The following is a 13563-nucleotide window of genomic DNA, read 5'->3' on the forward strand; positions in this document are numbered from 1 at the left end:
GCAGCCGTCAATCCCAATAGATCGACTTGCGGATCTCCCGCGCTGCTTCGGCACGGCTGACGCCGATGTCGCGGAGCTGATCGTCCGTCATTTCCACCAGCGCGTGGCGCGTGCGCCGCGTGACGCTCCAGGCACGGCCTGCGTGCCAGGCGCGATGCAGCATCGCGCGCAGGCCGCCGGGCCTGCGGGGCCCTGCCGCGGTGAATATTGTATCGATTGCCATAGTCGTCTCTCCTGAAGCGTCACAAGCTCTCGTGACAAACGGTGCATTCAGGAAATAATTGACTTTCACTGCGGTGCAATCTAAGAATTGGCACCATGACAAATTGGCTTCCCGACCTCCAGGCCTCCGACGGCCCGCTCTATGTGCGCATTGCCGACCAGATCGAGCAGGCAATCAGCACCGGCGCGCTCGCCGCCGGCAGCAAGCTGCCGCCGCAGCGTAACCTCGCCTATGACATCGGCGTGACCATCGGCACCGTCAGCCGCGCCTATACGATGGTGCGCGAGCGCGGCCTCGTCAGCGGCGAGGTCGGCCGCGGCACCTATGTGCTCGGCTCGACGCAGGACAATGATCCGGCGGCCATGGATCCGGTCAGCGCCCGGCTGGTCGGCACCCGTGCGGCCAATGCACCACCCGGCAAACTGCGCTTCGACACGACGGCCGCCACCGATGTCGGCCAGTCGACCGCGATCACCGACATCCTCACGGACATCTGCCGGGAGCAGCCGAACGAGATCGCCAGCTACACCCGGAACTTCCCGGTCCAATGGCTGGAGGCCGGGCGGCGCTGGTTGAGGCGGGACGACTGGCAGCCGGCGATCGAGAGCATCGTGCCGACGCTCGGCGCCCATGCCGCCGTCATCGCCGCCGTCTCGGTCATCACCGCGCCCGGCGACCGCATCGTCTTCGAGCACGTCACCTATTCGCAGGTGAGCCGCGGCACCGCCCTCATCGGCCGCCAGACGGTGCTGGTCGAATCGGATGCCCATGGCGTGATCCCGGAGGATTTCGAGCGCGTCTGCGTGCAGCAGCATCCCAAGCTCGCCTTCCTGATGTCGTCGGGCCAGAACCCGACGCTCGCCGTCATGCCCGAAGAGCGGCGCCGCGCCATCGCCGCCATCGCCCGGCGGCACAATGTCTTCCTCATCGAGGACAATCTCTATGGCGGCACGATCGACGCCGGCATTCCGCTCCTGGCGGAAATCGCGCCGGACCGGACCTTCCTCGTCGGCGGCCTGTCGAAGAGCGTGGCGGCGGGCGTGCGCGGCGGCTGGATCGCCTGCCCGCCGCACCTTGCCCAGCGCGTGCGCATCGCCCACAAGATGGTGAGCGGCGGCCTGCCCTACCTGCTCGCCGAACTCGGCGCCCGGCTGGTGCTGTCCGGCATGGCGGACGCCATCCGCGCGAAGGTCTCCGCGGAGGTCGAGGCGCGCGAGGCGCATGCCCGCGACATCTTCGCGGGGCTCGATTTCAACTCGCACCCGCGCGTGCCCTTCCTCTGGCTGAAGCTGCCGGACCCGTGGCTGTCCGGCACGTTCCGCCAGGCGGCCTTCGCCGAAGACATCCTCATCGACGACGAGGACGAGTTCAAGGCCGGCCGTTCGGAGAAGACATTCTACCGCGTGCGTATTGGCCTCTCCTCGCCGGAAAGCCGTGCGGATGTCGTCACCGGCCTCTCGCGGCTGCGCCGCCTCATCGCCCATGGCCCGACGGGCTATGACAGCCCGGCCTGAAAACGCGCCGTTTCGCCTGTGATCGGGGACATTTTCCTGTCGCACTGCCGGGCGGCATAGGTTAAAGAGACCGCAATCCTGCCCTCCACGACAAGACGAGCGACGATGACCATTTCGAACACCCGCCCGATCACCCCGGAGCTGATTGCCGCCCATGGGCTGAAGCCGGATGAATACGACCGCATCCTCTCGCTGATCGGCCGCGAGCCGACCTTCACCGAACTCGGCATCTTCTCGGCCATGTGGAACGAGCACTGCTCGTACAAGTCCTCCAAGCGCTGGCTGCGCACGCTGCCGACCAAGGGTCCGCGCGTCATCCAGGGCCCCGGGGAAAATGCCGGCGTGGTGGATATCGATGACGGCGACTGCGTCGTCTTCAAGATGGAGAGCCACAACCACCCGTCCTATATCGAGCCCTACCAGGGCGCGGCGACGGGCGTCGGCGGCATCCTGCGCGACGTCTTCACCATGGGCGCGCGCCCGGTCGCGGCGATGAACGCGCTGCGCTTCGGCGCACCGGACCATCCGAAGACCCGCCACCTCGTTTCCGGCGTCGTCGCCGGTGTGGGCGGCTACGGCAATTCCTTCGGCGTGCCGACCGTCGGCGGCGAAGTGGAATTCGACCCGCGCTACAACGGCAACATCCTCGTCAACGCCTTTGCCGCGGGCCTTGCCAAGTCGAACGCGATCTTCCTGTCCGAAGCCAAGGGCGTCGGCCTGCCGGTCGTCTATCTCGGCGCGAAAACCGGTCGTGACGGCGTCGGCGGCGCCACCATGGCATCGGCCGAATTCGACGAATCCATCGAAGAGAAGCGCCCGACCGTGCAGGTCGGCGATCCCTTCACCGAAAAGTGCCTGCTGGAAGCCTGCCTCGAACTGATGCAGACCGGCGCCGTCATCGCCATCCAGGACATGGGCGCGGCCGGCCTCACCTGCTCGGCCGTCGAGATGGGCGCCAAGGGCGACCTCGGCATCGAATTGAACCTCGATCTCGTGCCGGTGCGCGAAGAGAGAATGACCGCCTACGAGATGATGCTGTCGGAAAGCCAGGAGCGCATGCTCATGGTTCTCGAACCTGCCAAGGAGGAGATCGCCAAGGCGATCTTCGTCAAGTGGGGCCTCGACTTCGCCATCGTCGGCAAGACGACGGACGACCTGCGCTTCCGCATCCTGCACCAGGGCGAGGAAGTCGCCAACCTGCCGATCAAGGACCTGGGCGACCAGGCGCCGGAATACGACCGCCCCTGGCGCGAGCCGGGCAAGCCCGCGCCGCTGCCGGCAAACCTCGTCGCCGAACCGGGCGATTACGGCCAGGCGGTGCTGAAGCTGGTCGGCTCGCCGAACCAGTCGAGCCGACGCTGGGTCTACGAGCAGTACGACACGCTGATCCAGGGCAATTCGCTGCAGATCCCCGGCGGTGACGCCGGCGTCGTGCGCGTCGAGGGCCATCCCACCAAGGCGCTCGCCTTCTCCTCGGACGTCACCCCGCGCTATGTCGAGGCCGATCCGTTCGAGGGTGGCAAGCAGGCCGTCGCCGAATGCTGGCGCAACATCACGGCAACCGGCGCGGAGCCCCTCGCCTCCACCGACAACCTCAACTTCGGCAATCCGGAAAAGCCGGAAATCATGGGCCAGTTCGTGAAAGCCATCCAGGGCATCGGCGAAGCCTGCCGCGCCCTCGATTTCCCGATCGTCTCCGGCAACGTCTCGCTCTACAACGAGACGAACGGCATCGCCATCCTGCCGACCCCGACCATTGCCGGCGTCGGCCTGCTGCCGGACTGGTCCGCCATGGCGAGGATCGGCGGCGCGAAGGACGGCAACCAGCTCGTGCTGATCGGCGTCGACGGCAGCCATCTCGGCCAGTCCGTCTATCTGCGCGACGTGCTCGGCCTTGTCGACGGCCCGGCGCCGGAGGTCGATCTCCACGCCGAACGCCGAAACGGCGATTTCGTGCGCTCGGCCATCCGCAACGGCCAGGTCACCGCCTGCCACGACATCTCCTCCGGCGGTCTCGCCGTCGCGCTCGCGGAAATGGCGATGGCCTCCGGCAAGGGCGCCAAGGTCGACCTTTCCGGAAGCAACGGCCCGGCCCATGCGCTGCTCTTCGGTGAGGACCAGGCCCGCTACGTGATCGCCGTCCCGGCCGATCTCGCCAACTTCCTGTGTGCCAATGCGGAAGGCGCGGGCGTGCCGTTCCGCCGCCTCGGCACGGTCGGTGGCGATGCGCTCGTGGTGGACGGCCTGCTGTCGCTGCCGATTGAACAATTGCGCGACACCCATGAATCGTGGTTCCCTGACTTCATGGATGGCAACGGCACCGTCGCTGCCGCCGCGGAATAACGATAAGGGAGCAGTTCACATGCCTATGTCACCCGGCGATATCGAAGACATGATCAAATCCGGCATTCCCGGAGCAAAGGTGGTCATCCGCGATCTTGCCGGCGACGGCGATCACTACGCCGCCGAAGTCGTCGCGGAAGCCTTTCGCGGCAAGACCCGCGTGCAGCAGCACCAGATGGTCTACGATGCGCTGAAGGGCAATATGGGCGGCATCCTGCATGCCCTTGCCCTGCAGACCTCGATCCCGGACTGATCTAGCCATGGCCGATCTCATCAAGGAACTCGTCAACGGCGTGGTCGATGCAGCCCTCAAGGAGGTGCTGAAGAAGACCGGCGTGCGCAAGGCCTCGACGAAGCGCACGCGCCGCAAGACGACGACGGGCAAGAAAGCGTCCGGCGGGCTCCTCGGTGACATCATAGAAGCCGTGCTGAAGCCGGAAAAGACGCCGGCCAAGCGCCCGCGCAAGCAGGTGAGCCGCCGTCGCACGGCGGCAAGCCGCAGCCGCCAGCGTGCCGGATAGGCCGCAAACCGGGCGCGGCGAACGCGCAACACCGCTGAAATGGTAAGGAAGCCCCGCACTTTTTTGTGGCGGGGCTTCTGGCATTTGTCACACGAGGTTGTTATCTAGGGCGAATGGTTCATCGCATCGGCCCTTGAAGCCGATTTGCTAGGGAATACGGCTATGAGTGGCATCCACGATTTCATTGAAAACGAAGTGAAGACGAACGACGTCGTCCTGTTCATGAAGGGCACGCCGGAATTCCCGCAGTGTGGGTTCTCCGGTCAGGTCGTACAGATCCTCGACTACGTGGGCGTGGGCTACAAGGGCATCAACGTGCTGGCCGACGCCGACATCCGTCAGGGCATCAAGGACTATTCCAACTGGCCGACCATCCCGCAGCTTTACGTGAAGGGCGAGTTCATCGGCGGTTGCGACATCGTGCGCGAGATGTTCCAGTCGGGCGAATTGCAGTCGCATCTGCAGGAACAGGGTATTTCGATCAAGGGCGCTGCCTGACGCTTAACGGTCTTCCCGAAGACCCCAAGCTTTTCAAAGGCGCCGCATCCAGCGGCGCCTTATCTCTTTCATGGAATATAGTGATTATGTCTGGACTTTCCCCTGAATCGGCCCAGCGCCTCAAAGGCATGGGCAAGATGGAATTCATTGCGCTCATGGCGCTCCTGATGGCGCTCAATGCACTTGCCATCGACATCATGCTGCCTGGCCTGCAGGAAATCGGCGCCAGCCTCGGCGTCGAGAACGAGAACCACCGGCAATATGTCATTTCCGCCTATCTGATCGGCTTCGCCTTCGCACAGTTGCTCTACGGACCGATCTCCGACCGGTTCGGCCGGCGCATCCCCATGTTCGTCGGCCTTGGCATCTATGTCGTCTCGTCGCTCGCCGCGATCCTCGTGCCGAGCTTTGCCGCGCTTCTTGCGCTGCGCTTCATCCAGGGCATCGGTTCGGCCGCCATGCGCGTCATCACCATCTCGATCGTCCGCGACATTTTCGGCGGCCGCGCGATGGCGGAAGTCATGTCGCTGATCATGATGGTCTTCATGGTCGTTCCGGTTCTGGCGCCAGGCACGGGCCAGGTCGTCATGCTGTTCGGCGACTGGCACCTCATCTTCGTCTTCATGGCGGTCATGGCCGCCATAATCTGGGCCTGGATGTATTTCCGCCTGCCGGAAACCCTGCATCCCGAAGACGTGCGGCCCTTCACGGTCCGCTCGATCCTCGGCGGCTTCCGCATCGTCCTGACGGACCGCGTGGCACTTTGCTACACGCTCGCCAGCACCTTCATCTTCGGCGCGCTGTTCGGCTTCATCAACTCGGCGCAGCAGATCTATGTCGGCATCTACGGCCTCGGCGTCTGGTTCCCGGTCGCCTTTGCCGGCGTCGCCGCCTTCATGGCGCTGTCGTCCTTCGTCAACGCCCGGCTCGTCGGCAAGTTCGGCATGCGGCGCCTGTCGCATGGCGCGCTGCTGGGCTTCCTCGGCGTCAACGCGCTGTGGCTGCTCTTGACGCTCGTCTGGATGCCGCACCTGCCCTTCCCGATCTTCATCGTGCTCTTCGCGCTGTCGATGTTCCAGTTCGGCTGGATCGGCTCGAACTTCAACTCGCTCGCCATGGAGCCGCTCGGCCACGTCGCCGGCACCGCCTCCTCGGTGCTCGGCTTCATGGGCACGGCCGGCGGCACGATCCTCGGCGCCCTCATCGGCCAGGCCTTCAACGGCACGGCCCTGCCGCTGGTCATGGGCTTCTTCGTGCTGTCGATCATCGGACTGATCTTCGTCTTGATCGCCGAGCGCGGAAAGCTGTTCCAGCCGCATAACAAGCCGGTTTGAGGAGGGCCATACCCCTCCCTCCGGCAAGGCGCGCGAGAGAAAGCCACCTTTCGGGCGCCTCAAGCCAAAGGGAAAGCCGGCAAAACTCGCTATCGTCGCCATGCGAGAACACGGAGCGGCGGTGCTTGACGTCTAACGGCCCTGCTTTTTCGTTGCGAGCAGATCGAGGATGACTGCCGCGCCGGTCTCGCCGGGTGGGCGGGTGGTCTGCATGCGCGCATGCACGAGGTCGTAGCCTTCCAGCATGGCGCTGCGCTGCGCGGTGTCGGTCGAAAGCCGCTCGAACCAGCGGGTCAGGCTGCCGGGGCGCACCATGTCGTTCAGGTATTCCGGCACGACGGCATAGTCGGCGATGATGTTGGGGATCGCCGCCGTCCAGATCTTCACCTTGCCGAGGAAGAGGTTGGCGAGCCAGTCGAAACGATAGGTCGAGACGACGGGCACGCGGGCAAGCGCCAGTTCGAGGATGACGGTGCCGGATGCCGCGATCGCCGCATCGGCATCGATGAAGGCCTGCCATTTCTGCGCGGTGGACACGGTGATCTGCGGCTTCACCGGCCAGTCGGCCGTCAGTTTGCGCACCAGCGCCTCCTGCCGCGGCACGGTGGGCAGGAGGAAGCGCGTGCCGGGGTTTCGTGCGGTGATCTCCTGCACGGCCTCGCCGAAGACCGGCAGCAGGCGGGTGATTTCGGTGCCGCGTGAACCGGGAAGCAGCAGGCAGACGCGCTCGCCGGGCACTTGCCCGGCGCGGGCAAGGCGCGCGGCGCGGATGTGCTGGATGTCGGGATCGCCGATCAGCCTGTGGCCGACATAGGTCGTCGCCGGGCCGCCGAGCCGCTCCATCACGGCGGGCTCGAAGGGCAGCAGGGCGAGTACATGGTCGACATAGGCGCGCATGCGCGGTGCGCGCTCTTCCTTCCAGGCCCAGACGCTCGGGCAGACATAGTTGACGACCGGCAGGCCTGGCAGCGCCTTGCGCACGCGGCGCGCCACGCGGTGGGTGAAGTCCGGACTGTCGATGATGAGAAGCACGTCCGGCCGTGCGGCGATCAGCGCATCGGCCGTCTGGCGGATGCGGCGGATGAGCGACGGCAGGCGTTTCAGCACCTGCGAGATGCCCATGATGGAGAGTTCGGAGAAATCGAACAGGGATGTGAGCCCCTGCCGCTCCAACGCCTCGCCGCCAACACCGACCAATGCCACCGGCCCGGCATGGGCGGCCCGCAGCGCCGCGATCAGATCGCCGCCGAGCAGATCGCCGGAAACCTCGCCGGCAACGACGCCGATCGTCAGGGGCCTTTCCGTCATCGTTGCATCTCCGTCCTGTCCGGCACGATGCCCGTCACGAACAGGCCATGGGCATCCGCTTCTGCAACGAGCGTCGCGCGCTCCAGCACCAGCGAGCGCCCCGCTTCCACCGCAATGCCGGCAAGGCCGGCAGCACGGGCGCGGTGCAGCGTTTCCATACCGATCGACGGCAGGTCGGCACGCAGGTCCTGCTCCGGCTTGCAGAGCTTGACGAGAACACCCTTGCGCCGCGCGGAGATGCGCCCAGCCGCACGCAGGCCCGCCACCCGCTCCAGCATCGCATCCGTGCCCTCCGCCCCCTCCAGCGCCACCACGCGCCCGCCGAGCGCGACGGCGCCCTGCCCCACGTCGAGGCGGCCGAGCGCCAGCGCGGCGGCGGCGGCGGCGGCGATATCGGCCTCGGCCGCCGCATCCGGCGCGACGGCGCCGAGTGGGCCTTCACTGCCGAGCAGGTCCGGCACGATCTCATGCGCGCCGACGACACGCACCCCTTCGGCCTCGATCAGCCGGATGACCATCTTCAGCACCGCGTCGTCGCCGCCCTTCAGCAGCGTGCGGATGATGGAGGGAACGGCGGCAAGGGCCTTCAGCGGCGCATGGATGTCCCGCCATTCCGGCCGGCGCCGGACGGAACCCGACAGCACGGCGCGGCCGATGCCCTTCGACCGGAAGGCGGCGCCGATGCCGGCATAGTCGCCGATGGAGGTGACCTGATGGTCGAAGCCGGACCAGTCCGGACCGGATTCGTCGCGCAGCGCCAGGATGTAGGGATCCTCGCCATGCGCGCGGGCCGCATCCGCGACGTAGCGCGGCAGGAGGCCGCCGCCGGCGATGATGGCCAGCCGGTCGCGCACGAGGGGCCGGCCGTCCGCCATGCCGCTCAGCCCTTGCCGCGGTTCGGGGACGAGAGCGCGCGGTCGCTTTCGGCCGCGATGAAATCGAGGATGTGCATGACGGGCACGCTGTCCGCATAATCCGCACGGATCGCGGCCGCATTGGCGCGGATCGAGCCCTCGCCGTCGAAGATCTGCTTGAAGGCGCGACGGACCGCGTGGATCGTCGCCTTCTCCATGCCGGCGCGGCTCATGCCCACGACATTGAGGCCGCCGAGGATGCCCGGATTGCCGTTCAGCATGCCATAGGGAATGACGTCGTAGGACACCGCCGAAAGGCCGCCGATGAAGGCCTGCCGGCCGATGCGAGTGAACTGGTGCACCGCCGAACCGCCGCCGAGGATCACCCGGTCCTCGACAGTCACATGGCCGGCGAGCATGACATTGTTCGACAGGATGATGTGGTTGCCGAGCTGGCAATCGTGCGCGACATGCGAATTGGCGAGGAACAGGTTGTTGCTGCCGACGACGGTCCTGCCGCCGCCCTCGGTCGTGCCGGTGTTCATCGTCACGCCTTCGCGGATGACGCACATCTCGCCGACGGAAAGCGTCGTCTCGGCGCCATCGTGATGCACGCTCTGCGGATCGCCGCCGATGACGGCATTGGCGAAGATGCGCGTGCCGCGGCCGATATCGGTACGGCCGGTGACCACCACATGCGTCAGAAGCTCCACGCCCTCGGCGAGAACGACCTTGGGCCCGACATGGCAGAAGGGTCCCACGACGACGTTCTCACCGATGACCGCCCCGTCCTCGATGACGGAGAGCGGGTGGATCTTCGCGCTGGCGGCAATCATGATCAGGCGTCTTCCTTCTTGACGATCATCGCGCCGATATCAGCTTCCGCGACGAGTTGCCCATCAACTTTTGCATCGCAGTGAAACTTCCAGATATTGCCGCGCTGCTTCTGCTTGACGACATGGAACTCGACGCGGTCACCGGGCACGACCGGCTTGCGGAAGCGGGCATTGTCGATCGTCATGAAGTAGACGAGGTTGGAGCCCGAGCGCGTCTTGCGGGCGCAGATCGCGCCGGCCGTCTGCGCCATGCCCTCGATGAGCAGCACGCCCGGCATGATCGGGTGGTCGGGGAAATGGCCCATGAACTGCGGCTCGTTGACCGTGACGTTCTTGATGCCGACAGCCGAATCGTCGCCGTCGATGTCGATGATCTTGTCGACGAGCAGGAATGGATAGCGATGAGGAAGCAGCGTCAGGATTTCACGCAGATCAGCCACGCCGAGCGTCGCCTTGGTCTCTTCACTCATCGTTGCCCCCCTTTTTCTGGACTCGAGTGCTGGAACGCATGGCGATCTCCGCCATGTCGCGCAGGAAATCGCGCATCGGGCGGGCGGGAATGCCGCCGTATTTCTCGCCCGGTGGAATATCGGCGACGACACCGCTCATGGCAGCAATCTGCACGCCGTCGCCAATGGTGATATGACCGTTGATGCCGGCCGCGCCGCCGATCATCACGCCGTCGCCGATGCGCGTGCTGCCGGCGATGCCGACGCCGCTGACGATGCCGCAATGGCGGCCGATGCGCACATTGTGGCCGACCTGCACCTGGTTGTCGATCTTGGTCCCCTCGCCGATGACGGTGTCGTCCATCGTGCCCCGGTCGACCGTCGTGTTCGCGCCGATCTCCACATGGTCCTGGATGATGACGCGGCCGATCTGGACGATCTTGATCATGCCGGGCTTGAGGCCGGGCGCATAGCCGAAGCCGTCCTGGCCGATGCGTGCGCCGGGATGGATGATGACATTGTTGCCGATCAGCGCGCACTGGATCGTGACGCCCGCGGCGATCGTGCAGTCACGGCCGATGCGCACGCCCGCGCCGATGATCGCGCCCGGGCCGATGCGGCTGCCCTCCCCGATCTCCGCACCCCTGCCGATCACCGCCATGGGTTCGACGGAGACATTGTCTTCGAGACGCGCCTGCGGATCGACATAGGCACCCTGTGCGATGCCGGCCGGCGCCGAGGTCATCGCCTCCGGCCGCATGGCCGAGGGGTGCAGCATTTCCCCGGCACGGGCAAAGGCGGTGTGCGGGCGGGCCGAAATCAGAACGGCGATCTTCGGCGGAACGAGCGAAGCCAGAGCCCGGTCGCACAGGATCGCCGTCGCTTCGCTCGTCTCGAGCTCGGCGCGGAATTTTCGGGACAGGATGTAACAGAGATCGCCGTCCTTCGCCCGGTTCACGGGCGAGACGCTGCGCACGACACGGTCGGCCTGCGCAGGATCGGCGAGTTCCGCCCCAAGCCGTGCGGCAAGGTCACCCAGGCGAATGCCGTCATGGGGCGGAAAAAACCAGTTATGCTCCATAGGCATGACTCCAGAACGTCCGTCTTCTCGCAGTTCTGGACTGCCTACCTCAGAACTGGGTCGCGATGCCGAACTTGAAGCGCTGCACCTCGTCGAAGGATTCCTTCTTGATCGGAACCGCATAGTCGACACGCAGCGGACCGAACGGCGACGCCCAGATGATCGAGGCACCGACCGAAGCGCGCAGGCTCATGTCGTCACCGCGAACCCTGTCGGCCGCCACGGTCTTGACGTCATTGCCGTAAAGCGTGCCGGCATCGACGAAGACAGCACCGCGGAAGCCCGAGTCACGGGCGATGAACGGCAGCGGGAAGGAGGCTTCCGCGGACGCCGTGAAGTAGGTCGTGCCGCCGAGCGAGTCGCGTGTCGAGGTCGCCCGCGGGCCGATACCGGCCGATTCGAAGCCACGCAGGTCGTTCGCCGACAGCGTGAACTGGTCGAAGACCTTCACGTCGTTGCGGCCCCACATGTGACCGCCGCTGACCGCGATCGAGCCGATGACGTCGGCGTCTTCCAGCAGCGTATGGAAGTAACGGGCCTTGCCCGAAATCTTGTAGAAATCCGAATCGCCGCCGAGGCCGGCAAATTCCTGCGTGATCTGGGCGAAGATACCTTCGCGCGGCAGCGTACGGTCGTCGATCGTGTCGTAGGTCAGGCTGTGCGAGATCGAAGAACGAACCCAGGGACCATTGACCACGGCATGCTGGTACGGCGAGGACAACTCGTCCAGGTCGCCCGAATTGTAGTCGAGCTTGGTGTAGTTGTAGCGCAGCGATGTCGACAGGTCTTCCGTGATCGGAGCCGTCACGCGCAGGGTGAAGCCCTGCGTATCGACGCTGTAGTAATCCTCGCTGTCGTCCTCGTTCTTGAAGACGTCGAAGCCGGCCGCCAGGCGGTAGCCGAGGAAATAAGGCTCGGTGAACGACAGGTTGTAGTCGCGCGAGTTCTCGCCACCACCGGCAGCAACACGGATATACTGGCCGCGGCCGAGGAAGTTCTTCTCCTCGATCGAGGCCTCCAGCTTGAAGCCGCCCTTGTTGCCCGTCTCGTAACCGGCGCCGATACCGAACGAACCGGTCGACTGGTCCTGGACGTCGACGACCAGAACCACGCGGTCCGGCGAGCTGCCCGGCGCCGTGGAGATGTTGACGGTCGAGAAGTAGCCGAGCGCCTCGAGGCGGCGCTTGGCGCGCGTGATGACTTCCTGGTTGAAGGCATCGCCTTCACCGATATCGAACTCGCGGCGGATGACGTAGTCGCGCGTGCGGGTGTTGCCGCGGATCTCGATGCGCTCGACATAGGCGCGCTCACCCTGGTCGACGAGGTAGTCGACGGCGATCGTGCCGTTGCCGAGGTCGCGGTTGCCGCGCGGCGTCACGCGGGCGAACGGATAGCCGTTGGCCGCAACGCGCCTGGAAATCTCGGACATCGTGTCCTGCACGTCGCGGGCGCGGTAGATCTTGCCCGGGCGCGATTCGACGAGGCCCTTCAGTTCGTCCCCGTCGATGCCCTCGACCGTCGATTCGACGTTGATCTCCCCGAAATCGTAACGCTGGCCTTCCTCGACCGTGAAGGTCACGACATATTCGTTGGACGCTTCGTTGAGGACGGCTTCCGACGAGACGACGCGGAAGTCGGCATAGCCGTTGTTGAAGTAGAACTGGCGCAGCGCCTCTTCGTCGGCGCGCAGCTTGTCTTCGCTGTAGACGTCCTTGCGGGTCAGGAACGACAGGAAGTTCGACTTCTTGGTGACGATGACGGCCTGCAGACGGCTGTTGCTGTAGGCCTGGTTGCCGACGAAATTGATCTGCGAGATCTTCGTGCGGTCACCTTCGTCGACGACGAAAGCGACGTTCACGCGGCCGTTGCCGAGCGGATAGACCTGCGTCGTGACGGTGGCGTCGGAACGGCCGATCGAGGCATAGGCATCGCGGATGGCCTGCTTGTCGGCCTCGATAGCGGTTTCGCTGTACGGGCCGAGCGACTGCGAGCGCAGAACGGGCGTGAGCTTCTCGTCCTTGATCTTGCGGTTGCCGTTGATGACGACCTGGTTGATCAACTGGTTTTCATCGACCGTGACGACGAGCGTGCTGCCGGAAACGGAGATCTTCACATCCGAGAAGTAGCCGGTCGCGAAGAGACGGCGCACGGACGCGTCGATATCGGTATTGGAGAAGTTCTTGCCGGGCGTGATGGTGATGTTCGCCTTGACCGTATCGGCGCTCACACGGCTGGCACCACGCACCTGAATGCTACGGATAACGGCCGCTTCCGCGACGGTGGCGGAGACAAGCGTGGCAAAAGAGCCGCCCGTGACAACCATACTGGCCGACAATGCAACGGCCGACACGGCGTTCAAAAAGTTTGAACCAGCTTTCATCTTCACTACTTACCTTCGTTTCAACGTCCCGGCAGGCGCGCGCCCGACTCCGGTCACGTTTGCCGTTTTAACCGCTTTTGCCATACAAGCAAGCGCACGCGTTAATTTCTGTTTACTTCAATTCCAACCGTGGCCCGAAGGCCACTACATCCGTTTCATTACGGTAAACAGAGCGTTAGCGCGACTGCCCCAGCGTAAGCGGCCCCCTTTTTTGATTCCCTG

Annotated in this window: 13 protein-coding genes; 6 read left to right on the top strand and 7 right to left on the bottom strand. The window is 65.2% G+C overall.

Features of this window, described 5'->3' with window-relative positions:
* Nucleotides 1-7 precede the first annotated feature (7 nt).
* Nucleotides 8-223 (bottom strand): DUF1127 domain-containing protein, encoded by a 216-nt coding sequence (locus shn_RS09285; protein ID WP_064330136.1) that lies wholly within the window; start codon nucleotides 221-223, stop codon nucleotides 8-10.
* A gap of 95 nt (nucleotides 224-318) precedes the next feature.
* Between shn_RS09285 and shn_RS09290 the strand changes: the two genes are divergently transcribed.
* From shn_RS09290 to shn_RS09315, 6 genes are all read left to right on the top strand, one after another.
* Nucleotides 319-1737, top strand: coding sequence for a PLP-dependent aminotransferase family protein (locus tag shn_RS09290; RefSeq protein ID WP_064330137.1), 1419 nt, complete (start codon nucleotides 319-321; stop codon nucleotides 1735-1737).
* A gap of 105 nt (nucleotides 1738-1842) precedes the next feature.
* The gene (purL, locus tag shn_RS09295) at nucleotides 1843-4080 is read left to right on the top strand and encodes a phosphoribosylformylglycinamidine synthase subunit PurL (protein ID WP_064330138.1); all 2238 of its coding nucleotides are present in this window, start codon (nucleotides 1843-1845) and stop codon (nucleotides 4078-4080) included.
* Nucleotides 4081-4099: 19 nt separating this feature from the next.
* Nucleotides 4100-4333 carry a BolA/IbaG family iron-sulfur metabolism protein gene (locus shn_RS09300; protein ID WP_064330139.1) on the top strand — a complete coding sequence of 78 codons (234 nt, stop codon included), beginning with the start codon at nucleotides 4100-4102 and terminating at the stop codon, nucleotides 4331-4333.
* Nucleotides 4334-4340: 7 nt separating this feature from the next.
* A complete protein-coding gene (locus shn_RS09305; protein ID WP_064330140.1) occupies nucleotides 4341-4601 on the top strand; it encodes a hypothetical protein in 261 nt (86 codons plus the stop codon).
* 162 nt (nucleotides 4602-4763) lie between these two features.
* Nucleotides 4764-5099, top strand: a complete 336-nt coding sequence (gene grxD / locus shn_RS09310) for a Grx4 family monothiol glutaredoxin (RefSeq protein ID WP_064330141.1) — start codon at nucleotides 4764-4766, stop codon at nucleotides 5097-5099.
* Between the two features lie 128 nt (nucleotides 5100-5227).
* Nucleotides 5228-6433, top strand: coding sequence for a multidrug effflux MFS transporter (locus tag shn_RS09315; RefSeq protein WP_064330142.1), 1206 nt, complete (start codon nucleotides 5228-5230; stop codon nucleotides 6431-6433).
* A gap of 132 nt (nucleotides 6434-6565) precedes the next feature.
* Here the strand turns inward: shn_RS09315 and lpxB are convergent, their stop codons facing one another.
* The 6 genes from lpxB to bamA are packed head-to-tail and all read right to left on the bottom strand — an operon-like array spanning nucleotide 6566 to nucleotide 13341.
* Entirely contained in the window at nucleotides 6566-7741 is a 1176-nt protein-coding gene (gene lpxB, locus shn_RS09320) for a lipid-A-disaccharide synthase (RefSeq protein ID WP_064330143.1), read from the bottom strand.
* Entirely contained in the window at nucleotides 7738-8616 is an 879-nt protein-coding gene (locus shn_RS09325) for an LpxI family protein (protein WP_064330144.1), read from the bottom strand. Before shn_RS09325 ends, lpxB begins: the two co-directional genes overlap by 4 nt.
* A 5-nt stretch (nucleotides 8617-8621) precedes the next feature.
* Nucleotides 8622-9431, bottom strand: a complete 810-nt coding sequence (lpxA, locus tag shn_RS09330; protein WP_064330145.1) for an acyl-ACP--UDP-N-acetylglucosamine O-acyltransferase — start codon at nucleotides 9429-9431, stop codon at nucleotides 8622-8624.
* A gap of 2 nt (nucleotides 9432-9433) precedes the next feature.
* Complete coding sequence (fabZ, locus tag shn_RS09335; RefSeq protein ID WP_064330146.1) at nucleotides 9434-9901, bottom strand: 3-hydroxyacyl-ACP dehydratase FabZ; 468 nt, start codon at nucleotides 9899-9901, stop codon at nucleotides 9434-9436.
* On the bottom strand, nucleotides 9894-10961 hold the full coding sequence (lpxD, locus tag shn_RS09340; protein ID WP_064330147.1) for a UDP-3-O-(3-hydroxymyristoyl)glucosamine N-acyltransferase: 1068 nt from the start codon (nucleotides 10959-10961) through the stop codon (nucleotides 9894-9896). Before lpxD ends, fabZ begins: the two co-directional genes overlap by 8 nt.
* Nucleotides 10962-11010: 49 nt before the next feature.
* The gene (gene bamA, locus shn_RS09345; RefSeq protein WP_064330148.1) at nucleotides 11011-13341 is read right to left on the bottom strand and encodes an outer membrane protein assembly factor BamA; all 2331 of its coding nucleotides are present in this window, start codon (nucleotides 13339-13341) and stop codon (nucleotides 11011-11013) included.
* Nucleotides 13342-13563: the final 222 nt, after the last annotated feature.

This window comes from Shinella sp. HZN7, from assembly GCF_001652565.1.
Taxonomy (GTDB): domain Bacteria; phylum Pseudomonadota; class Alphaproteobacteria; order Rhizobiales; family Rhizobiaceae; genus Shinella; species Shinella granuli.